23 protein-coding genes are annotated in these 24,100 nt (G+C 59.2%); 13 read left to right on the forward strand and 10 right to left on the reverse strand.

Translation table 11 applies throughout. From position 1 onward, the window contains the following. Positions 1-41: 41 nt before the first annotated feature. Genes EV700_RS10645 through EV700_RS10655 form a run of 3 tightly spaced genes read left to right on the forward strand, consistent with a single transcriptional unit; the run spans position 42 to position 4,887 of the window. Positions 42-2,087, forward strand: coding sequence for a CSLREA domain-containing protein (locus EV700_RS10645; RefSeq protein WP_130413532.1), 2,046 nt, complete (start codon positions 42-44; stop codon positions 2,085-2,087). Between the two features lie 5 nt (positions 2,088-2,092). After that, a complete protein-coding gene (locus EV700_RS10650) occupies positions 2,093-4,276 on the forward strand; it encodes a CSLREA domain-containing protein (protein WP_130413534.1) in 2,184 nt (727 codons plus the stop codon). Next, positions 4,276-4,887 (forward strand): DUF2057 family protein, encoded by a 612-nt coding sequence (locus EV700_RS10655; RefSeq protein WP_130413536.1) that lies wholly within the window; start codon positions 4,276-4,278, stop codon positions 4,885-4,887. Before EV700_RS10650 ends, EV700_RS10655 begins: the two co-directional genes overlap by 1 nt. 56 nt (positions 4,888-4,943) lie before the next feature. Here the strand turns inward: EV700_RS10655 and dcd are convergent, their stop codons facing one another. Together dcd and apbC are read right to left on the reverse strand one after the other, a co-directional pair. Next, complete coding sequence (gene dcd / locus EV700_RS10660) at positions 4,944-5,510, reverse strand: dCTP deaminase (protein WP_130413538.1); 567 nt, start codon at positions 5,508-5,510, stop codon at positions 4,944-4,946. Positions 5,511-5,537: 27 nt separating this feature from the next. Continuing rightward, entirely contained in the window at positions 5,538-6,611 is a 1,074-nt protein-coding gene (apbC, locus tag EV700_RS10665; protein WP_130413540.1) for an iron-sulfur cluster carrier protein ApbC, read from the reverse strand. A gap of 94 nt (positions 6,612-6,705) precedes the next feature. On the opposite strand from apbC, the gene metG reads away from it, so the two are divergent. From metG to EV700_RS10680, 3 genes are all read left to right on the forward strand, one after another. Further along, positions 6,706-8,760 (forward strand): methionine--tRNA ligase, encoded by a 2,055-nt coding sequence (metG, locus tag EV700_RS10670; RefSeq protein ID WP_130413542.1) that lies wholly within the window; start codon positions 6,706-6,708, stop codon positions 8,758-8,760. A 78-nt stretch (positions 8,761-8,838) separates the two neighbouring features. Beyond that, positions 8,839-9,255 (forward strand): hypothetical protein, encoded by a 417-nt coding sequence (locus EV700_RS10675; protein ID WP_130413544.1) that lies wholly within the window; start codon positions 8,839-8,841, stop codon positions 9,253-9,255. A gap of 87 nt (positions 9,256-9,342) precedes the next feature. Then, on the forward strand, positions 9,343-9,762 hold the full coding sequence (locus EV700_RS10680; protein WP_130413546.1) for a hypothetical protein: 420 nt from the start codon (positions 9,343-9,345) through the stop codon (positions 9,760-9,762). Positions 9,763-9,776: 14 nt separating this feature from the next. Here EV700_RS10680 and EV700_RS10685 read toward each other — a convergent pair whose 3' ends face one another. From EV700_RS10685 to EV700_RS10695, 3 genes are all read right to left on the reverse strand, one after another. After that, positions 9,777-10,376, reverse strand: a complete 600-nt coding sequence (locus EV700_RS10685) for a hypothetical protein (protein ID WP_130413548.1) — start codon at positions 10,374-10,376, stop codon at positions 9,777-9,779. A gap of 74 nt (positions 10,377-10,450) precedes the next feature. Then, the gene (locus tag EV700_RS10690; RefSeq protein WP_130413550.1) at positions 10,451-10,897 is read right to left on the reverse strand and encodes a hotdog family protein; all 447 of its coding nucleotides are present in this window, start codon (positions 10,895-10,897) and stop codon (positions 10,451-10,453) included. A gap of 38 nt (positions 10,898-10,935) precedes the next feature. Continuing rightward, positions 10,936-11,475, reverse strand: coding sequence for a DUF4334 domain-containing protein (locus tag EV700_RS10695; RefSeq protein ID WP_242610239.1), 540 nt, complete (start codon positions 11,473-11,475; stop codon positions 10,936-10,938). Between the two features lie 88 nt (positions 11,476-11,563). On the opposite strand from EV700_RS10695, the gene EV700_RS10700 reads away from it, so the two are divergent. Then, positions 11,564-12,172: a TetR/AcrR family transcriptional regulator gene (locus tag EV700_RS10700; protein WP_165391428.1), complete on the forward strand. Its 609-nt coding sequence runs from the start codon at positions 11,564-11,566 to the stop codon at positions 12,170-12,172. Positions 12,173-12,190: 18 nt separating this feature from the next. On the opposite strand, the gene EV700_RS10705 is transcribed toward EV700_RS10700, so the two are convergent. Then, on the reverse strand, positions 12,191-13,456 hold the full coding sequence (locus EV700_RS10705) for a DUF1615 domain-containing protein (RefSeq protein ID WP_207224637.1): 1,266 nt from the start codon (positions 13,454-13,456) through the stop codon (positions 12,191-12,193). A gap of 37 nt (positions 13,457-13,493) precedes the next feature. Then, positions 13,494-16,160, reverse strand: coding sequence for an ATP-dependent helicase (locus EV700_RS10710; protein WP_165391429.1), 2,667 nt, complete (start codon positions 16,158-16,160; stop codon positions 13,494-13,496). Between the two features lie 93 nt (positions 16,161-16,253). Between EV700_RS10710 and EV700_RS16850 the strand changes: the two genes are divergently transcribed. Both EV700_RS16850 and blaOXA read left to right on the forward strand, forming a co-directional pair. Then, the gene (locus EV700_RS16850; protein ID WP_165391430.1) at positions 16,254-16,526 is read left to right on the forward strand and encodes a YceK/YidQ family lipoprotein; all 273 of its coding nucleotides are present in this window, start codon (positions 16,254-16,256) and stop codon (positions 16,524-16,526) included. A 53-nt stretch (positions 16,527-16,579) separates the two neighbouring features. Continuing rightward, on the forward strand, positions 16,580-17,365 hold the full coding sequence (blaOXA, locus tag EV700_RS10720; protein WP_130413560.1) for a class D beta-lactamase: 786 nt from the start codon (positions 16,580-16,582) through the stop codon (positions 17,363-17,365). 63 nt (positions 17,366-17,428) lie between these two features. On the opposite strand, the gene EV700_RS10725 is transcribed toward blaOXA, so the two are convergent. Then, complete coding sequence (locus EV700_RS10725) at positions 17,429-18,598, reverse strand: DcaP family trimeric outer membrane transporter (RefSeq protein WP_207224638.1); 1,170 nt, start codon at positions 18,596-18,598, stop codon at positions 17,429-17,431. Between the two features lie 204 nt (positions 18,599-18,802). Between EV700_RS10725 and acs the strand changes: the two genes are divergently transcribed. From acs to EV700_RS10745, 4 genes are all read left to right on the forward strand, one after another. Continuing rightward, positions 18,803-20,752 carry an acetate--CoA ligase gene (acs, locus tag EV700_RS10730; RefSeq protein ID WP_130413562.1) on the forward strand — a complete coding sequence of 650 codons (1,950 nt, stop codon included), beginning with the start codon at positions 18,803-18,805 and terminating at the stop codon, positions 20,750-20,752. A 231-nt stretch (positions 20,753-20,983) separates the two neighbouring features. Further along, the gene (locus tag EV700_RS10735; RefSeq protein WP_130413564.1) at positions 20,984-21,652 is read left to right on the forward strand and encodes a LuxR C-terminal-related transcriptional regulator; all 669 of its coding nucleotides are present in this window, start codon (positions 20,984-20,986) and stop codon (positions 21,650-21,652) included. Next, entirely contained in the window at positions 21,649-22,248 is a 600-nt protein-coding gene (locus EV700_RS10740) for a DNA-3-methyladenine glycosylase I (RefSeq protein WP_130413566.1), read from the forward strand. The genes EV700_RS10735 and EV700_RS10740 overlap by 4 nt, the downstream gene beginning before the upstream one ends. A gap of 5 nt (positions 22,249-22,253) precedes the next feature. Beyond that, on the forward strand, positions 22,254-22,508 hold the full coding sequence (locus tag EV700_RS10745; protein ID WP_130413568.1) for a hypothetical protein: 255 nt from the start codon (positions 22,254-22,256) through the stop codon (positions 22,506-22,508). 18 nt (positions 22,509-22,526) lie between these two features. Here the strand turns inward: EV700_RS10745 and EV700_RS10750 are convergent, their stop codons facing one another. Together EV700_RS10750 and EV700_RS10755 are read right to left on the reverse strand one after the other, a co-directional pair. Beyond that, entirely contained in the window at positions 22,527-23,318 is a 792-nt protein-coding gene (locus tag EV700_RS10750; protein WP_130413570.1) for an alpha/beta fold hydrolase, read from the reverse strand. Then, complete coding sequence (locus tag EV700_RS10755; RefSeq protein WP_207224639.1) at positions 23,315-24,043, reverse strand: crotonase/enoyl-CoA hydratase family protein; 729 nt, start codon at positions 24,041-24,043, stop codon at positions 23,315-23,317. Before EV700_RS10755 ends, EV700_RS10750 begins: the two co-directional genes overlap by 4 nt. Between the last annotated feature and the right edge of the window lie 57 nt (positions 24,044-24,100).

Consider the following 24,100-nt stretch of genomic DNA (forward strand, 5'->3'; position numbering starts at 1 on the left):
GCATAACAAGAACAGGCATTCAGAATCAGGAGAATACCAGCATGTCAAGACTTCAGGGTGCGTCCATTGCAGCTCTGCTAGCTATCGTTTGTTCGCACAGCCATGCTGACACCATTGTCGTTAACACTTCTGATGATGAAAATAATGTACTCGGCAGCAAATGCTCGATACGGGAAGCTGTCAGTTATATCAATCAAAAGAACATCGTCAAAAAGAACATCGCCCCTATCGAATCCAGCATTTCCCAGAAAAACAGCCGTTTGGGCGTGCTGAACAATGAAAAGAAGGTTCTTGAAATCCGGTTGGCCGATGCCTCGGCTGCGGAAAAGCCGGCCCTGGAATCGGAAATCGCGCAGGTGAAGATCCAGATTCAAGGCATTGAATCGGATATTGCCATTCTGCAAACCGCGAAGAAAAATCTCGAAAATCAGATTATCGGCTTCCAGATCTACGGCTGTGTTCCGAAGTCTGTGACCGATACGGATGAAGTTGTCCTCCCGGCGCAAAAAACGCCGTTCAATATTGATCTGGGGGAAATCCAGATCAAGGACAGCATCATCATCAAGCTGGATGATACTACGCAAAGTTCCAGCCAGCTGACGGACTCGACCGCGGACGACCTGGTCCCGGCCATTATTCAGGCCGGCGGAACGACACCGTCCCGGATTTTCATGCTGGATGATGGACAAGCTGATGCCACCAAGCGCATTGCCGTCAGATTCCTTAACCTGGACCTGAGGGGCTGCCGCGCGAATGCGGCAGACTTGACTGCCTGCGCCGTGGATGGCGGCATTGTGTACAACAAGGAAGACCTGACATTAACCAATGTCAAATTCAGCCTGGGCGGCGCTTCCGGCCATGGCGGTGCCCTGTTTAATGCGGACCAGGCATTCCTGCTGGCCACGGGCGTGAACTTTGAAGCAAACCGCGCTCCGGATGGGGCGGCTTTTTACAGCACCCAGTCGGGTGTGAGCATCCAGCAGTCCCTCTTCTACAAGAATACCGGCGTCAATCCTGCGGACACCATTGTTCATATCCTGACGGGAGTCGTTCCTTCCAGCTCGTTGCTGACCCGGCGCTCGATCATCAGCGATACCACACTGTCAACCAATATCGGCACCGCCCTCTCCGTACCCGAGCAGATTCGCCTGCTGAGCCTGACCGTTGTTGCCAACACCGCCGGCGTCGACTTCCGCGGCCTTGATATCAACCTGACAAGCAGCATCATTGCCCAGGACGGAGCCGCGCCACAGGATTGTCTGAATGTGGGGGCTTCGACCAAATTCCGATACAACCTTTACATGTCTGCCGCCTGCCCCGGCACTGTGCCGGCGGATATGAACCGCCAGATTTCCGGTACCGGTGACGAAAAGTTGTTTGCCGGCCCCTCCAGCGACGCAGCCACTTGCGACCTGCCTCCCGCAACCGGCCTGCTCTGTCCGCTGGGTAATTTTGGCGGGTCCACCCGTTCCCACAAGCCCCGCCTGCTGGCCAGTTACTCTGCCTTGACCGATTCGCCGATTGTCAATAAAGGGGTCATGGGCACCGGCAATGCCGACAATGACTGCAACAATGTTGATCAACGGGGCAAGGCCCGGACCTTGTGCGATATCGGCGCGGTTGAGCTGCTCACCACCAATTCCGACAAGCAGGGTCAGGACGTGCTCGTCGGCCAGACGGTGCACTTCAGCATGCTTGAGAAGATCGGCGACGGCGAGTTGATGCCGGCGGCCCGCTGCGCCGCCGTGGTCAAGGATCCGCGCGCCGACCTGACCAAGGATGGCTGTCCGTTCCTGACCATTTTGCCCGGGAAAGGCTCCGTCACTTTCGATGACGTGAAACATGAAGCGGTGTATGTCCCCGGTTACGCTTACCACGGCTTTGATCGTTTCAGCTATGCCTACACGACAACCCTCAGCCGTTTCAGTGATGCCAATAACGACAAGACCGTCGTCATGAGTGTCAAGGTGGTGGCTGACCCTGCATCCGGTATCGATGACAAAAACTACGCCGGCTCCCTGGGCATCTGGGGCTTATTGTCGCTGCTGGGTCTGACACAACTCCGTCGTCGTGTACAACGAGGCTAATAATAATGAAAAAGTTTTCACCGCTGTTACTGGCCGCCAGCATCGCCGTATTGAGTGGCGCAATGACTTCCAGCGCCATGAGCATCAATACCAAGATTCTCGTGAATACCCTTGTTGACGAATACGGCGAGAATCCTGAAGCCTGCTCCCTGCGGGAAGCCATCAAGACCAACAATGACATGAAGGCTTTTGGCGGCTGTCAGCCCGGTGACCGCTATCTGCAAAACACCATTTTGCTGACACTCAAGGGCACGTATGCCCTGGATCCCAAATACGGTGAGTTTGTCATCAGCCGGGATGTGAAGATTGAGGGCGTGGATACCAGCGATCCGACCAAGGTTGACCCCTTGACGAATATCCACCCATTGCGGCACCTGCCTGAATCGATTATTGATGCCAACTCCAAAAGCCGTATTTTCAATACAACCAGCCTGAATAGCGCCCTGACGCTTACGGCTGTGATTCTTCAGAATGGCGGTAGCCCGACTTTTCCGGAACGGGGCGGCGCCATTCTTGCGGGCGGGGTTGTCAGCCTGGGTAATGTCGTTCTTCGCAATAACCAGGCCACGGTGGAAGGGGGCGCCATTTATGTTTCCGGAAAGAGCGCCACGGTTAATACGAATGCTTCGACCCTGGAAAACAATTACGCTCCGGTAGGCGCGGTATTGTCGATGTCTTGTCTCGACAACCTGTATTACACGGCGCGCGGCATTGAAATGGTTCAGACCGCCATTCTGAACAATGGCGATGGCGCCAACCAGAGCGTGATCGAGGCCTGCGGTAGCGCCTCACTGGCCATGACCACCACGACCATTACCGGCAACAAGGCCGTAGACAGCACGGCGCACGGCGGTATTGTCCGTTTCAGCAAGAGCCCGGGCGCTTCGGGCACCATGTCGTTGCGTTATGTTACGGCAGTCGAGAATCAAACCGCGCCGGTTTTTGCCTTTGAAGGCCTGGATTCCGTCAGCCTGGCAACGTCTGTGATTGCCTTCAACAACGGCGGCGGCTGCAAGGATTATTCGTCTCCGTCCTCAACCATCATTTCCGGGGATGAGAATACGCTTGAGCAATGCCCGTTGCCATTCAAGGCGGAAGCCAAGAACTCGGTGATTGACGGTGTTGCCGGCGTCAGCATGGCTACCGAGTTCTCGGGTCTGGATTATCACGGCGGCCTGAGCAAGAACTTCCTGCCCCTGACCACGTCGAAATATGTGATTGATACCATTGCCGGTTGCCAGGAAAGCAGCGACCAGCGAGGCGCCCTGCGCGCTCCGTTCATAAAATGTGACCGCGGTGCTGTTGAACGCAAGCAACTTACCGCCGTGGATGAGCCGAACTCCACCAATAAATCCGGTACGGACCGCATCATCCGGGCCATGGTGCTGTCCAATGACATCGCGCCGGAAACCGATACCGACCGCCCCGTGTTCAACAAGGATTTCATTGCCGATTATGAGCTGATTCCCTTTGCACCTTGCAAACTGGGCACCCTGACGGATATCAGCGCGGATAACACCATTCCGTTCCTGGAATATGATTCGCACGGTATTCCTCGCAACGACAAATGCGATTATCAGATCAAGCAGAAATCGACCGGCCTGATTTCCAACAAGGGCACAGTTAACCTTGAAGTCGTCAATATCCCGCCGAAGGCGGAAGATGACAGCGTCACCCTGCCCAGCGGCGCCGTCTCTGTCAGCCTTGATGTGCTGGCAAATGATAATGACAGCGGTGATGGCAAATATGGTCGGCTGTACTGCAACCCGGTGCCTCCGTCTTCCACCTCGACGCCTCCGGAACCCGGCGCGCTGGAAGAATGTTCGACCACGCCCGCCTACAATATCCGTTTGGTAGACAAGCCCGCTGTCGGCTACATTACCGCCCAGTATCAGGGGCCGTGCCCAGACAACTCGGTGACCTCGGTGCAAACGTGCTATGGCGGCCCGTTGACCTACCATCCCAGCAACACCTTGTCGCCTTTTGCCGACAAATTCACCTATGTCGTGCTGGACCGGAACCTGTCCGAATCCAATACCGCGACCGTAACCATCAACAACTCCGCCCCTGCTGACGGCAAGCAGGCCGGGAATCTGGGGATTACCGGCGGCAGCATGGGCTGGTTCAGCCTTGCCTGGCTTGGATTGATGGGGCTGGTTCGCTCATTCAACCGCAGGAAAAACGCTTAATGATTAAACAAATGTTCCGGTTTCTGGCCGTTCCAACCCTGCTGTTGTCCACTGGCCATTGCCTGGCGGACGCTGCGACGAATGGAGCAACCCTGAAGAGTCCTGAACAGGTGCAGATCCTGGCCATTGACGGCGAGGAACTTCCAGGCAGCATTTTTGGCTCGCGCAGCCAGACGGTGCCGTTGAAACCCGGTGAGCATGTGGTCAGTGTCCGTTATACCCAGTTGTTTCCATTGGGGGCTGATGACCACGACATCCTGAAGTCTCCGCCCGTTGCCTTCCGTCTGAATGTCGAAAGTGGCAAAACTTACCAGTTTTCGGTAAATGCGCCCAAGCGATATGAAGCTGCCAAGGTTTTTGCCAAAAATCCGGAAATCCACCTGGCCGAAACCCAGTCCGACCAAGAGTTCACCGGCGTTACGGTCCGTTCGATGGGACAGGCTTCGCTGGTTGACACCATTGGCAAGTCTTTCCAGAGCGCCACCACGGCAGACGACACGCCGGCGACAGGCTCTACCCTGACGACCCTGCAAGGACTCTGGTTGAAAGCGACACCGGCTGAGCGTCAAGCTTTTGCGGCCTGGATGGTCTCGCAATCCAGCGGCAAATGATGCGGAATGTTGCATGAAAAAGGGGCCGATCAGGCCCCTTTTTCATGCGTAGTGAACTATGCCTTCGGCAGGGTTACCCCGGTTTGACCCTGATACTTGCCGCCGCGATCCTTGTACGAGGTTTCGCAGACTTCATCCGATTCGAAGAACAGCATCTGCGCCACGCCTTCATTGGCGTAAATCTTGGCAGGCAGGTTGGTGGTGTTGGAAAACTCCAGCGTCACATGCCCTTCCCACTCCGGTTCCAGCGGCGTGACATTAACGATGATGCCGCAACGGGCATAGGTTGATTTGCCCAGGCAGACCGTCAGCACATTGCGCGGAATCCGGAAGTACTCCACGGTGCGCGCCAGTGCGAACGAGTTCGGCGGAATGATGCAGACATCCGACTGGATATCGACAAAGCTTTTCTCGTCGAAGTTCTTGGGGTCGACCGTGGCGCCGAAAACGTTGGTGAAGACCTTGAACTCGTTGGAGCAGCGCACGTCGTAACCGTAGCTGGAGACGCCGTAGGATATGATCTTCTCACCGCCCGCCGTGCGCACCTGGCCGGGTTCGAAGGGGCTGATCATGCCGTTTTCCTCGGCCATGCGGCGAATCCACTTGTCTGCTTTGATCGTCATGACTGCGCTTCCGTTGTCTGCCTGAAATTATTTGGGGGAAAAGAAGCCGATGCGGTTGGTCGGCACCACTTCATGCTGCGCCAGCTTCACCGCGATGCGGCGGGCAATATGACGGTAATGCGCCGTCAGCGGGCCGTCCGGCTGCGCCACCACTGTCGGCTTGCCACTGTCCGCCTGCTCGCGGATGCTCTTGTTCAGCGGCAACTGGCCCAGCAATTCGGTCTGGTACTCGCGGGCAATGCGTTCGCCGCCGCCTTCGCCGAAAATCGCCTCGGTGTGGCCGCAATTCGAGCATACATGCAAGGCCATGTTTTCCACCACACCCAGCACGTCGATGTTGACCTTGCGGAACATCTCGATGCCCTTCTTGGCGTCCAGCAAGGCGATATCCTGCGGCGTGCTGACCACCACCGCACCGGACACTGGAATACGCTGCGCCAGCGTCAGCTGGATGTCGCCGGTGCCCGGCGGCATGTCGATGACCAGATAATCCAGATCCTGCCAGGCGGTTTGCCCGAACAGCTGCAGCAGCGCGCCGGTGACTTTCGGACCGCGCCACACCACCGGATTGTTGTCATCGATCAGGAAGCCGATGGACATGGCCTGCAAGCCGTACGCCTGCAACGGCACAAAGGCTTCATTGCGGATTTCCGGGCGCTGGTTGAACAGGCCGAGCATGGTGGGAATGCTGGGGCCGTAGATATCCGCATCAAGAATACCGACGCGCGCACCCTCGGCGGCCAGCGCCAGCGCGATGTTGACGGCCGTGGTCGACTTGCCGACACCGCCCTTGCCCGAGGCCACCACGATCACGTTCTTGATGGGCGGCGCGGACTCGACATTGTTGGTCGGCTTGCTGCGCGGCACTTTGAGGATGAGGTCATAGGCCACGCGTCCGGCACCGGCGTCGGTCAGCGTCTGCACCAGCAGATCGCGCAGTTCCCCGGCGCAACTGGCGAAGGGATACGGCAGCGCCAACTGAATGCTAACCAGATCGCCGTCGATGTCCATGCGTTCCGTCAAGGCCAGCAAATCCTTGCCCATCCAGGGGTCGACCTGACGGCTGAGAGCGGATTCAAGGTGCTTGCGGGACAGGGACATGAGCGGCTCCGGCGTGGAAAGACAGGCTGCGTATGCTACCCCATTTTGCGTTATAGTAGCGACCTTCAAATTTTCATCCGGACGCCCCCTGCCCATGAGCACGACAGCCCGCCGCCTGCTGGTTACCAGCGCCCTGCCCTATGCCAACGGCCCCATCCATCTGGGCCATCTGGTCGAATACATTCAGACCGATATCTGGGTGCGCTTCCAGAAATCGCGCGGCCATGAATGCCATTATGTCTGCGCCGACGACGCGCACGGCACGGCCATCATGCTCAAGGCTGAACAGAACGGCGTGACTCCGGAAGAGCAGATCGCTACGGTCAAGGCCGACCACGAACGCGACTTCGCCGACTTCCTGATCCGGTTCGACAACTACCATTCCACGCACTCGCCGGAAAACCGCGAGTTCAGCGAAACCATCTACCGGCGCAACCGCGACGGCGGCCACATCGCCACCCGCCCGGTACGCCAGCTGTTCGACCCGGAAAAGAACCTGTTCCTGGCCGACCGCTTCATCAAGGGCGAATGCCCGAAGTGCAACGCCAAGGACCAGTACGGCGACTCCTGCGAAGTCTGCGGCGCCACCTATGCCCCGACCGAGCTGAAGAATCCCTACTCCACCATTTCCGGCGCAACGCCGGTGGAAAAGGAATCGCTGCACTACTTCTTCAAGCTGCCCGATTTTGAAGCCATGCTGAAGGAATGGACCCGCGCCGGCGGCCTGCAACACGAAGTGGCCAACAAGCTGGCGGAATGGTTTGAAAGCGGCCTGAACGACTGGGACATTTCCCGCGATGCGCCCTATTTCGGTTTCGAGATTCCTGATGCGCCGGGCAAGTATTTCTACGTGTGGCTGGACGCGCCCATTGGCTACATGGCCAGCTTCAAGAACCTGTGCGGCAAGCTGGGTCTGAACTTTGACGATTACTGGGCGCCCGGTGCGGAGAGCAAGACCGAGGTCTACCACTTCATTGGCAAGGACATTGTCTATTTCCACGCGCTGTTCTGGCCCGCCATGCTGCACGGCGCGAACTTCCGCAAGCCCAGCGGCGTGTTTGCCCACGGCTTCCTGACGGTGAACGGCCACAAGATGTCGAAGTCACGCGGCACCTTCATCAAGGGCCGTACATATCTGGATCACCTGCAGAATCCGGAATACCTGCGTTATTACTTCGCCAGCAAGCTGTCCGGCTCGGTGGAAGACATCGACCTGAACCTGGAAGACTTCACGCTGAAGGTGAACAGCGATCTGGTGGGCAAGGTGGTGAACATCGCCAGCCGTTGCGCCGGGTTCATCAACAAGCAGTTTGACGGTCAACTGTCCGCCCAATGCAGCGAAGAAGCCCTGCTTTCCGAGTTCATCGCCGCCGGTGACGGCATTGCGGAACACTACGAAGCCCGCGATTTCGGCCGCGCCATCCGCGAGATCATGGCGCTGGCGGACAAGGCCAACCAGTACATTGACGAGAAGAAGCCCTGGGCGCTGGCCAAGGACCCCGCCAACCGCGACGAAGTGCAGGCGGTGTGTTCCGTCGGCCTGAACCTGTATCGCCAGCTGATCGTCTATCTGGCGCCGATTTTGCCGGGCATTGCCGAAGCCAGCCGCGCATTCCTGGACCTGGCCAGCCTGAACTGGGAAAGCCGCTATAACCTGATGCTGAACCACCGCATCAACGCCTTCACCCCGCTGATGACGCGCGTGGAAAAGGACAAGGTGCAGGCGATGGTGGATGCCTCGAAGGAAAACCTGACCGCCACGGTCGCCGCCGCGCCCGCCAAGGCGGAAGCCAAGCCCGCCGCCGAGATTGAGGCGCTGGCCCCTATCATTACGATTGGTGATTTTGTGAAGGTGGATTTGCGGGTGGCGAAGATTGTGAATGCCGAGCACATTCCCGAAGCCGCGAAGCTGCTTAAGCTGACGCTGGACCTGGGCAATGAACAGCGCACGGTGTTTGCAGGCATCAAGTCTGCTTACAAGCCGGAAGACCTGATTGGCCGCCTGACGGTGATGGTGGCAAATCTGGCGCCGCGCAAGATGAAGTTTGGCATGTCGGAGGGGATGGTGCTGGCGGCCGGGCCGGGTGGCGGGGATATTTTCCTGCTGTCGCCGGATGAGGGGGCGACGCCGGGGATGAAGGTGAAGTGAGTGAATGAGGGCGCGTAAGCGCCCTCATTTTTGAGGTAGGGTTATAGACAAAGCATTGACTGACATCAGAGGTTAGATATGACTTTTATTGTTAGGCTTGAAAACGATAACGACGCAAGCTTTATGCAAAATATAAGGCGGCGTGGCCCGCTGGATTTTCGCAAGCCTGCATATATTGTTGAGGATTTATCTTTGGGGTTGCTAGTCGTCGCTATGGGAGGGAAAGGAGATCTGCCTGCCTCATCAGGAGAGCCACCTGATTATTACTCGGTACGTGATAAAAATCATAATCTTTCGTTGTATGGACTTCGTTATTTAGGCTGTGAGAAGAAGGCGGATGGTTTTGAACAAATAACATATCGCGTTGAATTTTTATTATCGCCGGGCTGTGAAGATAAAAATTCTATTGAGGAAGCCGTTTTGACACACATCAATAATATGTATGAGCGGCTTGGTGGGATATCTCGGATTAACGAAGTCAAACTAATAAATTAATATGATTTTGGTGTGGTTATTATAATTGATATGATTAATTTTACTCAGTTCCCATTTGTTCTCGTTGAATGACATCAGAGATATGATATGACTTTTATTGTTCGGATTGAAGGCGATAATGATGCAGACTATATGCGAAAGATAAGGTTGCGCGGACCTCTTAGGTTACGGCGACCAGCATATATCGTTGAGGATTTATCATTGGGAGTGCTAGTTGTTCCTATGGGAGGAAAGGGAAGACTCCCCGCAACAACTGACGAACCACCCGATTACTATTCTATATATTATGGAAGTGGTGATCCTGCATTATGCGGGCTTCGACGTGAGAGTTCTGAGAAGGCAGATGATGGTAGTCAAATTTTAATTTATCGGGTTGAGTTTTATTTACCATGTGGTAATTCTGTGGATTTTGAAGTCTTTTCTGGAGCTGTTTTAGCTTATCTCAGGAGTATAGACGATAGACTTGGATATGCTACTCGTATTTCTGGGGTTAGGATTGTTCAGTAGCGATAAGAGCGACTTTAACTTAAAGAGCGCTCAACTTTCAATTCAACACCCAACCATTCCGCCAGCGGCAACGACCAAGCACTGATCTGTCTTAGTTGCTCCTCTTCAAGATCATAGCCTTGGGAGAGGACAAACGTATATAGATCCACATCGCCAATATCGCACTTTGCGACCAACAAATAATATTTACACTTTGTTTTAAGCACACTCCGAATCACCAACTTATTTATTTTGGAAAAGTTAAATTCTTTTCCGATTGCTTTCCCATCATAAGAAAATCGAATTGTTTTTCCAGCCCGATCAATAAAACAGTAAGTGAAATGATCAGTTAGCTTCCAGCCAGAGCGCAAAAATGCCGAAATGATAACACCAAGAACAACGAACCCAACTACACCAAAAACCCAGCCAATAAAATGCAATTTCTGGGACATAAAAGACAGAGCTGAAATAAAAAACGACAATAATACGCAGCTAACCAATACAACCCATCGGAGCACAACAGAGTAGATGGGCTCTTTTTTAATTAATGTGCAGACATTATCATCAAACGTGATTATTGCATTATTTGTATATGCACCCATCATTTCATCCAAAAACAAGAAAATTGCAGGCATGCCAATGTTAACTTAACCATATTGGCATGTCCCGTTTTTTGTATGCAGTCTGGATCAGGAGAGAAGACGGACTTTTATTGCCTCGCCGGCGTCACCAGATACCCCGCCTGAAACCTCGCCACAACCCCATCATCCTCATCCCGCAACACCCCCTCCAACACATAATCCGCCCGCCCGGTAATATCCACCTTCGTAGTCACCTGCGAAATGACGGTTTCCTTGAGCTGCACCTCCAGCGTCACCTCGCTCTCCGCCGCCTGCTCCATCTTCAACTCCGTATGCTTCAAAAACACCTGAAAGCGCGACGTATTGAAACTGGACAGGAAAATCGCCCTCCCCGACGCTTCAACCAGCATGAATAACGCACCGGTCGGCATGATGCCCTCATGGCAACTATTGGCCTCCAACGGCATCAGGCACTTCACATAACCGCGACGCAACTCCAGCACCTTCAGCCCGCTACGCTCGATCAGGCTGCTGGACTTCTCCACATCAGGTTTCAGGGCGGTCATCATTTGCATGGCATCAATCTCCGGAAGTGGAATGGCAACAGAGGGGATCAGGCCTGGACATCGCGGCGCAGGACAAAGAAATACGGCTGCGACATGCCCTTCAGGTCCATCACGCCCAGCACGGTATGGTCATCCACCCGGCGGAAAACATCCTGAATGGGCTTATGGTCGTAGATCATGGCGGCGCTGACCTTGCCGCGATACAAGGTCAGGCGCAACCGCGCGGCGGTTTGCCGGGTGCCGAACACCGGCTTCAGCCAGGGAAAAATGCGCCCGGCGACACTGTTGAGCGCATCCGGGACCAGATGTACCAACCCGATGGGCATCAACGAGGGATTGACGGTGTAGCGCCGGCCGCCAACACCGTTGAACACCAGCGGGTGCACATGGTCGGCATCCACGAACTCCTTGCCGTACCAGCCGTAGCGGTGCAGCAGGCCGTCCATGGGATGCCCCGTGGGAAAGTCGGCGCCGCGCCAACGGCCGCGCATGAAATCCACGTCCACCCCGTCCAGGCTGTCGAACAACTCCAGCGCCTGCGCGGTGGTCACCGCGCCCTGTTGCAAGGTTTCGTCAAAATCGGGCATGTCACTCCCCCTCATGAATGGATACGGCTTGACTACGCTCAACCCTAATGCAAGTATTTACTTAACTTCAACTGGCATTTTGACTTCCATGCGCCGTAAACCCCAACAATTGCGTTCACGCGAGATGGTCGACCGGCTGATAGACGCCACCGGCAAGGTGATTGTGGCGCGGGGGCTGGAATACGCCACCACCAACCATATCGCCGAGGAAGCCGGGGTGAATATCGCCTCGCTGTACCATTACTTCGGCAACAAGGAGGAAATGATCGAGGCCTTGCAGGACCGGCTGACGCAGGACCTGCTGCAAACACTGGTGGGACACGCGGCGGGTTATGACCTGAAGGCGCTGTCGATGCGCGACATTGCCGAAACTTCCATCCTGTTCACGCTGCAAAGCCTGCGCGCCGATCCGGTGTTCATGGAGTTGTCACGGCACTGGAGCCGCCTGTCGCTGCAACGGTCGATGGCGGTGATCGAGCAGCATCTGCTGCAACTCTGCACCGATTATTTCCGCCAGCATTTCCGCACCTACCCCATTGAAGACATGCATATCCGCCTGTATGTGCTGCTGAACGGGGCCATGGCGACGGTGGCGCGGCATTTGTGCGAAGGCAGCCCGGTCATTCGCGACCGGGAGCTGGTGACGGTGCTGGCCGACATGATTGTCGGCGTGCTGGAGAAGGGAATGATCGAGTAGGCCTGAGGCCTCAGCCTGCTAGTCGGGAAGCCGGGCCAGGCACTTCTGGTAGCGTCCGTCCACCCGCTTCGCGAACCATTCGGTGGTCAGCTTGCGTGTGATCTTCGGGCTGCTGAGGCGGATTTGCGGCATCACCGCTTGCGGCAAGGGTCGACCGGCCTGCGCCGAGGCCGCTTCGAACACGCGCCTGTACAGCGGTGTCTGGCTGAAGCCTTCAGTCTTTTCCAGGCGCAGGTCGCGTTCGATGGCCGCTTCACTCAGGTTCAGGCGTGACGCCAGTTTCAGCAACTGCTTCTGCGTGTTGCTGGTTTCCCGGCTTTCATACATCAGCAGGTCGCCGTCCAGCACCATCTTTTCACGGGCCAGCTTCCCCACCGCCGCCTGGAAGGCTGCGTTGCGGCTGCTGTAGCGCCCGGCGTTGTAGTCGGCGAAACGGTAGCTCATGTCCGGGTAATTGACCCGGTACTGCAACAGCATGGCGATGCCGAAATACACCCCGCCGCGACGGCTGAACACTTCGGAGCGGATGCTGTCCTTGTGACTGTAGGGATACGGCCACACCCGCACATGCCCTTCCGCGAACTCGACACTGACCTGCATCGGCCCGCCGGTACGGATCGGGTTCTTCAGGCCCAACGGCAGATGCAGCTTCTGGGCGTCGGCGGCCATGTCCTCGAACAGGTCGTTCATTTCCTTTTCGGTGCGCAGCGCATCGACGCGAGCCTTGTAGCTGCGGCCGTCCGGCGAGGACTTCAGGAAGGCGGCCTTTACCGCCAGCAGCGGCACATGGTATTTCGCGGCACGCTTTTCGATTTCCTTCCAGACGATCTTGTCCAGACCGGGCACGCCCGGATCGGCCTGCCAGCTGGACTCCTGCTCGATGATCGACAGCGCGGCGCAGAAATACGGGGCTTCATAGGGAATCTTCAGGGCGGTGAAGGCGGACAGGATGTCGTTGCGCCAGCCGTTACGGTCCTTGATGCCGGTTGGCAGCAGTTGCGTGAGCAAGGCGCGGGCCTCGGCTTCGCTCAGGCCGGGCGGCGTGGGGACGACAACGGGCGGAACCAGCGGCGGCAGGAAGACGGTTTCAGATGACGGTGGTGTTTCCGTCGCGGCGGCAGGCGTCGGGCTGACCGGGGTCGCGGGCGCGCTGACGGCGTTGGCGGGCTGCGCGGGAGTCGGTCTGACCGGGATCGGCGCGGGCGTGACGGACGGCGTGCTGACGCAAGCGCTCAAGGTGACGCTGAGGACAACGAGGGCTGGCAGCGACGGAATCGGTTTCACGCGGTTTGTTCTCCCGGGGGCGGCAATGGCGGCAATTCTACACGACCGGCGTTGGCTGGGCGCTGACCTGACGGCGGGCCGCCGCTTCCAGCGCGCCCTGCAAGCGCGCCAGATCTTCATTGAACTGGCTGGAGGCCAGATACTGCACGGCAAAGGGCAACGGCTCGGGTCTGGGCGCGGCTGCGCCAATCTCCAGGTCCGGCGACTTGACCGGCTGCAGGCGCAGGAACAGGCTGCGACGACTGGCGGAAATACGCTGCCCCGAAACCGGCGGCACGCCTTCGACCCATTCCCAGCAGGCAATCTGGTCGACCGGGAATCGCGAGTTCTTGGCATCCACCCAGCCGATCACCTTGCCGTCGGCGGCCAGCCGCACTTGCACCTTGTCCCCTTTCAGCGCGAACAGGAAGGTGGTTCCGGCGAAATCGCCCGGCGGCGGCTCGGCATGCAGGACCACGTTCAGCGGGCGTTCGCGGAACAGCAGCAGCCGCCGTTCCAGACTGCGCCAGCACGACAGCGCTTCTTCCCGCGCCGGTTGCGCCGCTTCCAGTTCAGCCAGTTGCGTCTTGAAACGCTCCACCTGCAACAGTGCGTCTGGCTGCCGTTTCAGCGCCAGATGCAGCTGCTGGTTAATGGCGCGAATCTGCGAGGGCTGCGGTTGCCACCAGACATCCATGTAGCGGCCCAGCGGATAGAGGCGCAGGCCGAGCGCGACGTTGATGGCGTCATCAGCCGTGAAGTTGCCTTCGGGCTTGGCCAGCGAACGGCGGATCATGTCGGCATGGGTCAGCACTTCGGCGGCCCCGGCGTGGTCGAGGAAGCGGCAGAGCTTGTCCTGCGGCGCGTAGAGCAGATGCAGTTCCTGCTGGGTGCGGGTCATGGCCACATACAGCAGCCGCCGTTCTTCTTCCTGGTTCTCGGCGCTGGCGGGCAACTGGTCGTCGGCGCAGGAGGGCACGAACACCAGCGGCCATTGCAGGCCCTTGGCGCGGTGGATGGACATGATGTGTAGCGCGGGCAGGCTGGCATCGGCCTCGTTTTCCTCCACATGCAGCAGGCGGATGTGTTCGAGGAAATCGGCTACCTTGCCGCGACTGCGCGCATATTGCACCAGCGCGCGCACGTTCTTGCAGCGTTCCTCGCCCAGCTCGGCCACCCCGGCGGCCTTTTGCAGGTAATCGAGGTATTCCAGCTCGGTGACCAGCCAGAACAGCGTGTCGGCGGCGTTGGCCTCCAGCCGGGTTTGCAGGGCGCGGATCACCTGTACGAAGCGCAGCAGCCGCTTGCGCGCGCCTTCGTTCGGCACTTCGTAGAAGCCGCGCTCGATCAGCGCCGGGATGGATTCCTGCTGCATCAGCGACTGGTCACGGATGCGCTGGATCCAGTCATTGGTGACGAAGCGATTGGGGGTGCGGATGATATCGGCGAAGCGGCGGGTATATTGCTCGGAGGGCTTGCCCAGGCCCTTGGCCATGTCCCGTTCCTGCCGCGCGAAGCTCAGATAGGTGAACAGCGTGCGCACTTCCGGGCGTTCGTAAAAGCGCTGGCTGCCGATGACGCGGTATGGCAGCCCTTCCTGGATCAAGCGCGCCTCGATGGCCGGGGTTTGCGCGTAGGAGCGCACCAGCACGATGGCCTGCTTCGGCGTGCCGCCTTTGGCCAGATGCGCGCGGTATGCTTCCACCAGATGCTTGGCGACATCGCCGTCGGAGGCGAAGCCTTTCAGCAGCACGTTGCCGCCAAAGCCCTTTTGCGACACCAGATCCTTGGGATGACGGTCGGTGTTGGCGGCAATCACCTTGCCCGCCAGCAGCGTGGCTTCGGCGGGACAGCGGAAGTTGTCGGAAATGGTGTATTCCACGGCGTTGTAGCGCTGGCCGAAATCGAGGATGAAGCGCACCGCCGCGCCGCGCCATTCGTAGATGCACTGGTCGTCGTCGCCGATGGCCATGTAGTTGCGGTGGCGTTCGGTGAGGATATCGGCCAGTTGCACCTGCACCAGGTTCACGTCCTGGTATTCGTCAATCAGCACGTAGTCGTAAGCACCGGTCAGCCAGGCGCGGATGTCCGGGAAACGCACCAGCGCCTCCCAGCCCAGCAGCAACTGGTCGTCGAAGGTCAGGCTGCGGGTGTTCTGACGCAGTTCCTCGTAGATCCGGTAGGCTTCCAGATAGTGGGCGTTATCGGGGTGCGCGGCCTGCGTCGCGGATTTCAGGCCTTCGGGCGGCAGGTCGGCTTTGCCTAGGTGAGCGTAGCGCAGGTTGCCCTTGCAGATGGAAATCCAGGTTTGCAGGTCTTCGGGATTCAGGTCGAGGGTGGCGAAGTTCTTGCCCTGGCGGCGGCCCAGTTCGATCAGGGCTTTCATGGCCAGTTGCGCGGGCTTGTGCTCGATGTCCTTTTCGTCGAAGGGCTGCCAGTGACCGGCGCCGACCGTCTTCTGCACGATGCGGCGGCCGAGCGCGTTGAAGGTCAGGCACTGCGTGCCGTGCACGCCGAGGTTCTCGATTTTCTGGCGGATGTCGCCGACGGTTTCACGGCTGAAGGAACAGATGAGGATGCGCGCGGGATCGACGCCGTGCACCGTCACCAGCCGCTGCACGCGATGCGCCAGCGTGGTGGATTTGCCCGCCCCGGCGACGGCGTAGACAATGGCGGGGCCGGTGTCGTGATCGACAATGCGGCGTTGTTCGTCGGTGAGTTGCACGGGGGGCTGATCCTGCTGGCGCGGCGGTGCGATGATAGCGGAATGCCGGGGTGCGGCGCAGCGATCCGTGCGGAATTTTTCGGGAGAAAGAGGATGAAGGCGGTGGGAATGCTGGCGATGCTGGTCGTGCTGTCGGGATGCGCCTCGCTGTGGGGCGTCGCCACCAAGGATGACAAGGCGCGGCCGTGGTTTGGCGTCAAGGCCGACTGGTATGCGCTGACCCATGCGCGGGAGCTGGGCGAGAAGACCGTGCTGCTTCCGGCCGTGCTGTGTCCGGCGGCAGCGATCGACCTGCCATTCAGCGCTGTCAGTGATTTGCTGTTCTGGCCGTATCTGTCCTCGGGCAAGCAGCCTGCCGGCTTGTAGACCACCCAAGGCCCGTTCACAATGACGGGCCGATTCCGCCCGAGTCCTCTGCCATGCGTTTGTCCTCCTTCCTGCTTGCTGCCCTGCTCTGCCTGTCCGCCACGGCCCGCGCCGAGGATGTCGATATCGCCGCCGCCTTCAATCGCGCCGGGATGGACGGGACGATGGTGATCACCTCGCTGGGCACCGGCCGGACCTTCAGCCATAACGATGCCCGCGCCGCCACCCGCTTCCCCGTTGCCTCCACCTTCAAGATACTCAACAGCCTGATTGCGCTGGAAGAAAAGGCGGTGACCCCGGACGAAGTCCTGAAATGGAACGGCCACACCTATGACATCACCGACTGGAACCGCGACCAGACGCTGGCCAGCGCCTTCAAGGTGTCCTGCGTGTGGTGCTATCAGGAACTGGCGTCACGTATCGGCAACAAGACCTACCGGCGCTATCTGTCGAAACTGGATTACGGGCAGCTGAAACAGCCGTTCAACACCACCACCTTCTGGCTGGACGGCTCGCTGCAGGTCAGCGCGCAGGACCAGATCCGCCTGTTGCGGCGCATCTACCTGCGGTCACTGCCGTTCAGCGATGCTTCCTACAACACCCTGCGGCAGATCATGCTGGTGGAACAGGCCCCGACTTACACCCTGCGGGCCAAGACCGGCTGGGCGAGCTCGGCCACCCCGCAGACCGGCTGGTATGTGGGCTATGTGCAAACTGCGGACGATGTCTGGTTCTTCGCCACCAATCTGGTGATTCACGATGTCAAGGAATTGCCGCTGCGCTTGAGCCTGAGCCGGGAGGCGTTGCAGCTGAAGGGGATATTGCCGAAGCCGGAGTAAAAAAGGCCCATGCCGGAGCCAAAAGGGGATAAAGCTCGTATGGCATGGACCAAGGGCAGATCGTTAAAAATCGTATTTCACGGATGACTGCACCCGCAGCATCTCACCCTGTGCTCCGCTTTCCAGATCGCGCACGGCATGACGCACCTCCACCCCCACCGACAATTTGTTGGCCAGCTGCTTGATCAGGTTGGCGGTAACGCTGTGCGTGGCCGAGGTCTGCAACTTTCCGGTCCAGGCCACCGGGTTATCGATGTTTTGCTGGGCCAGAATGAGGCTGGAACGCCACTGCGGCGACCAGGTATGTTTCCAGGCCAGCATCAGGCCCTGGCTATCGATGGCTTCCAGTTCCCCCTTGGACGACACGGCGGCATCGTTGGCGGTGTTCAGGCTCATGTAACGGCCAAGGCCGCTGCCCACATTTACCGTGAAGCGCAGTTCATCGCCGGGCGTGACATTGGCTTTGCCGGATACCGATACGCCATAGCCCAGGGTCTGGTCGTTCACACCGGCCGACTCCATCGACAGTTCCCGCAGCAGCACCGCAACGGACATGGCTCCCCAACCGGCCTTGTGGTTGTAGCGGGCCACCAGATCGGGAACGCCGTTATCGTCGGTGACCACCCGCCCGGCCACGCCGCCCACAACTTGCGTCACCGTGGTTTCCGGATTTTCCACCGCGAACTGCCAGCTGCCGGAGGTGTAGCGCACCAGCCCCTGCCGAACGAATACCGCGCCATCGGTGCCGCCGATGAAATCGAGGCTGTCCGGCAAGGCATTTGTATCCATGAAGGTAGACCAGGTTTGGCCCATCGTCCAATTGCCATAAGTGATGAAGGCATGACGGATTTCCGGCGCATAGCCGTTGGTGATGCGCTGGTCGCCGAGGGTGGTCGACATCAGGTCGAACTCGAAGCGGCCGCTGACCTTCTGGCCGTTATCCAGCGGCGTGTCCGTGGTCAGGGCGAAGCGCGACTGGCGGGCGTGCATGTCGAAGACCGGCGACTCGTTGCCGCCGCCCACCGGCGTCAGGCTGGGCACATAGAAATCGCGGCCGATGCCGGTGGCGATCTGGCCGTCGGAGGTGGTGGTGACCATCGCATCCAGCTTGAGGTAGCCGGTGAAACCGACATCGGTATCGCCCATCTTGAAGGCGGCGTGCCCGGCCGTGGCGACGGTCAGGGTGCTGATGGCGATAGCCAGGGAGAGCGGACGAAGCGTGAATGCGGCCATGAGGAAGGCTCCGGTTGTTGTTCTGAAGGTGTTTTTCTGTGCCTTCACTCTCGACCTTCAGCCCGGAACCGGCAATTCGCCTTTGGTCGAATGCCCTCAATTCCGATCTCTCGACCAAGGTCTAATTGGCCGTCCTCCCTGACCGGCGTAGAACAACACCCCATAACCACGGCCTTTTCCGGCTCCATAGATGGGGAAAACAACATGACGCATCCTTCGGTATATCCGGTCACCCCGGAAGCCCTGCAACGCACCTGGCTCGACAACGACGCCTACCTCGCCATGTACCAGCAATCGGTGGAAGATCCCGACGGTTTCTGGCGCGAGCACGGGCAGCGCCTGCAATGGATGCGCCCTTACACCCAAGTGCGCGATACCTCCTTCACGCTGGGCAATGTGCACGCCCACTGGTTCGCCGACGGCGTGCTCAACGCCAGCGTCAATTGCCTGGACCGTCACCTGCCCGAGCACGCCAATCAGGTCGCCTATTTCTGGGAAGGCGACAGCCCCGACGTGCAGCGCACCATGACTTACCGTCAGCTCTACGAGGAAGTCTGCCGCCTGGCCAACGGCATGCGCCAACTGGGCGTGGGCAAGGGCGACCGCGTTACCATCTACCTGCCGATGATTCCCGAAGCCGCCGTGGCGATGCTGGCCTGCGCACGTATCGGCGCGGTGCATTCGGTGGTGTTCGCGGGCTTCTCGCCGGACGCGCTGGGCAGTCGTATTGAAGACTGCGGCTCGAAGCTGGTGATTACCGCCGATCAAGGCTTGCGCGGCGCGCGCACCACCCCGCTGAAGGACAACACCGATCTGGCGCTGGGCCATTTGGGCAAGGCCAACCCGGTGGAGCATGTGATCGTGGTGAAGCATGTCGGCCAGAACATTGACGAACATGCCGGCCGCGACATCTGGTATCACGACCTCCTGGCCAGCCAGCCCGGCGATTGCGAACCGGAACCGATGAACGCGGAAGATCCCCTGTTCATCCTCTACACCTCCGGCTCCACCGGCAAGCCCAAGGGCGTGCTACACACCACCGGCGGCTACATGGTCTGGGCGGCCATGACCCACCAGTATGTCTTCGACTACCATCCCGGCGATGTCTACTGGTGTTCCGCCGACGTCGGTTGGGTGACCGGCCACAGCTACATTGTCTATGGCCCGCTGGCCAACGCCGCCACCAGCGTCATGTTCGAGGGCATTCCCACGTACCCCAGCATCAAGCGCATCGCCCAGATCATCGACAAGTACCGCGTCAACATCCTCTACACCGCCCCCACCGCCATCCGCGCGCTGATGGCGCATGGCACGGCGGCGGTCGACGGCATGGACCTGTCATCGCTGAAGGTGCTGGGCAGTGTTGGCGAACCGATCAACCCGGAAGCCTGGAACTGGTATCACGAACAGGTCGGCAAGAGCCGTTGCCCGATTGTCGATACCTGGTGGCAGACCGAAACCGGCGGCATCCTGATCACCCCGCTGCCCGGCGCCACCGCCCTGAAACCCGGCTCCGCCACCCGCCCGTTCTTCAGCGTGCGCCCGGCCATTGTCGATAACGAAGGCAAGATGCTGGACGGCGCCTGCGAGGGTAATCTGGTGCTGCTGGGCAGTTGGCCCGGCCAGATGCGCACCTTGTTCGGCGATCACGAGCGCTTTGAACAGACCTACTTCTCCACCTACCCCGGCATGTACTTCACCGGCGACGGCGCGCGCCGCGATGAAGACGGTTATTACTGGCTGACCGGCCGCGTCGATGACGTGCTGAACGTCTCCGGCCACCGGCTGGGCACGGCGGAAATCGAAAGCTGCCTGGTGGCGCACGAAGCCATCGCCGAAGCCGCCGTGGTGGGCTATCCGCACGACATCAAGGGCCAGGGCATCTACGTGTTTGTCGCCCCGCGCGTGGGCGTGGAACCCAGCGAGGAACTGACCAAGGCCGTGCGCGAATGGGTGCGCCGCGACATCTCCGCCATCGCCACCCCTGACCTGATCCAGTGGACGCCGGGCCTGCCGAAGACCCGCTCCGGAAAAATCATGCGCCGCATCCTGCGCAAGATCGCCGCCAACGAACATGATTCGCTGGGCGACATCACCACCCTGGCCGATCCCAGCGTGGTGGAGCATCTGATCGAACACCGGTTGAATGCTTGAGGCGATTTTCCCTCTCCCAAGGTCTGGGAGAGGGTGGTGCATAGTGCCGGGAGAGGGTTCGGTGGTTACCGCTTGAAGAGTCGTGTTCAGGCGACTGTCCATCCCCCCTCTCCCTAGCCCTCTCCCCCAATGGGAGAGGGAACATTTCCTTGGTTTGCAAGGCCTTCCCCCCTTGCCCCTCTCCTGATCTCCCGCTATGTTGGCATCCAATAAGAATCCGGATCGCCTGTCATGGCCAAGCTGATCGTCGCCGACGACCACCCCCTTTTCCGCAATGCCCTGATCAACGCCATCAGCCATACCTTTGCCGCCACTTCGACGGTGGAAGCCGACAGCTTTGAGGGCACATGCACCGCGCTGGAAGCCAACCCCGACGCCGACCTGTTGCTGCTGGACCTGCACATGCCCGGCAATTGCGGCTTTCTGGGGCTGATCCAGTTGAAGAAGGAATACCCGGTGCTGCCGATCGTGGTGATTTCGGCCAGCGACGACCCCGATGTGGTGAAGCGGGTCATCAATTTCGGCGCGTCGGCCTTCATTCCCAAGTCGGCGCATCCGGTGGAAATCGGCAAGGCGCTGCAAGCGGTGCTGGACGGCGACACCTGGGTGCCGCCGGGCATGCGCCATTTGCTGACGCAGCGTCCCGGCGACGACAGCGATACCGATCTGGCCGCGAAGGTAGCGCAGCTGACACCACAGCAATACAAGGTGCTGTATTACCTGACCGAAGGCTGGCTGAACAAGCAGATTGCCTATGACCTGAACATTTCGGAGGCGACGGTGAAGGCGCACATGACGGCGATTTTCCGCAAGCTGGGCGTGGCGACACGGACACAGGTGGTGATCCTGGCGCAGCGGTTACAGTTGGAACCTCCCGTAGACAAGGCGTTGAAATCATGATCACCACCCAACCCGGCCCCGACGGACGCCTACGCTGCTCCTGGTGCCTGAGCACCCCGGAATACCTGGCCTACCACGATACCGAATGGGGCTTCCCCGTCACCGACGACCGCCGCCTGTTTGAAAAGCTCTGCCTGGAAGGTTTCCAGTCCGGACTCAGCTGGCGAACGATCCTGATGAAGCGCGAAAACTTCCGGAAAGCCTTTGACGGCTTCGACTACCGGCTGGTGGCCACCTACACAGAGAGTGATGTGCAACGCCTGCTGCAGGATGCCGGCATCGTGCGGCATCGCGGCAAGATTGAGGCGGTGATCAACAACGCGCAACGCATGATCGAACTGATGGAGCAGGAAGGTTCTCTGTCGGCGTTTGTTCAGCGCTTCAAACCGGCGGACGACGGCTCGGCTCCGGTAGTGCGCCCCACCTGTCCGGAATCCGAAGCCCTGTCGAAAGCGTTGAAAAAGCGTGGCTGGAAGTTCGTGGGGCCGACCACGGTTTATGCCTTCATGCAGGCGATGGGACTGGTGAATGATCATGCCATCGACTGCGTAACCCGGCAGGCAGTTGCCGACTTCAGCAAGGAAACCCGGAAATGAACCCCATGCCTGCTTTCGCGATTGCCCTGACGCTCCTGTCCGGATTTGCCCTTTCAGCCTGTTCCGGCCCTGCCGTACCCGTAATCGCCCCCATCGAGCGGGTCGGCGCTGACCGCGACGCCCACGGCTGCATTGGGTCGGCGGGTTACAGCTGGTGTGAGCGTGAATCCGCCTGTGTCCGCCCGTGGGAACTGGCGCAGGAAATGAGCCTGCCGAATACGCCCGAGGCCTTCAGCAATTACTGCGCTTCTAGCCGGTAAGCTATTGCAGGGCCCAAGCTAGCGGTCTTTGCCGATCGCTTCCCGCACGGCCTCAATGACCACCTCCGGCTTTTCCAGCGGAATCCCGTGTCCGCTGTCTACCCAGACCTGTCTGGCTCCCGGATACAAACGCAGCAGGTCCACGCGCTTCGCATTCGCGTCCCGCGCCAGCGCCGAAGTCCCGTTCATGGGTTTCTGCGCGCTCAGGATGATGACCCGCTCGCCGGGAAAAGGCGGCATCGCCAGCACTTCGGCCCCGGTCCGGTTGATGCCCTCCAGTTCCGCCTTACCGGTTGACGAAGTCAGACCGCGCATCGCCAGCCGCACCCACCACGGCCAATGCTCCGGCGAACCCTCGCCCTGCATCTGCAGGGGATGCGTGGAATCGACCAGCACCAGCATCTTGACCTCATCGGGATATCGACGCGCATACCATTGCATATAGAGGCCCCCCAGCGAATGCCCCACCAGCACATACGGCGGCTGCAAGCCCTGACTCCGCAACAGCGTCCGCAATTCCCCCACCACATGCTGTCCGTCGCGCGGCGTTAGCGGGGAGTCGCTGCGCCCGTAGCCCGGCCGGTTGTAGGCGAAAACCGTGGTTTCCGCAGCCAGCGCCGGATACACCTTGCTCCACCAGTCCAGGGTGCCGCCCAGCCCGTTCTCGAAAATGACCGGCGTTGTACCTGTAACGCGGGATATAACAAGTTGCGTTTGCCGTCCTTCCACCTCGACAGTCTTTTTACCGGGCAGGGACGCACAGGCCGACAGCAGCAGCGCCGCCAAGGCCACCCATATGCGAACTTTCATGATCGTTTCCCCATCAACCGCCTTGCACCCTCCATCAGAAACCCCACCCGATCCGTCTGGATAAACTTGCGAATCTGCCTCAGGGTTTCACCGCGAGCGCGCTCCTTGGTGTTGATATACGCCGTGCCATCCAGCTTGGTGCATCGTTCCGCCATTGCCCGTGCCGCCGGCATCAATTGCTCCAGCGGAACCGCCGCATCCAGAAACCCGGCCTCTACGGCCGTTTCGGGCGAATATAATTCAGACAACAATACCGCACAGTTGAAATGCGCAGGGGTCAAACGCTGACGGCAAAGCTCTACTCCGGCAGCAGGCATGGTCAGCCCGATTTCCACTTCATTGGTGGCTATCCTGAATGATCCCGAGCGACCAATGCGGTAATCCCCGGCCAGCAGCAGGAATGCGCCCATGGCCAGGGCATGACCGTTACAGGCGACAACCACCGGTCGCGGAAAGCTCAGCAAACGTTCCGCCAGCTTGAAACCGCCGGTCAGCATGGCGATGGTATCGCGGTTGCCACGCTTCAGGATCTTCAGGTCAAAACCGGCTGAAAAGGTGTCGCCGCTGCCGGTCAGCAGGACCACTGCCCCCGCCTGTTCTGCCTGATCCAGCGCTTTGTTCAGGGCGGCTATCATGGTTGGAGAAATGAGGTTGCGCCCGCCATCGGCCATGACGATGGTGCAGATGCCATTGTCGAGCTTGCAGTCCACCACGGATGTATTCACGGTTTTTTTCTCACCATTGCCTTGAGCCCGGCGGTTACATTACGCCCGCGGGAATCC

Origin of the sequence: Fluviicoccus keumensis (genome assembly GCF_004217445.1) — a bacterium.
In the GTDB taxonomy this organism is placed as follows: domain Bacteria; phylum Pseudomonadota; class Gammaproteobacteria; order Pseudomonadales; family Moraxellaceae; genus Fluviicoccus; species Fluviicoccus keumensis.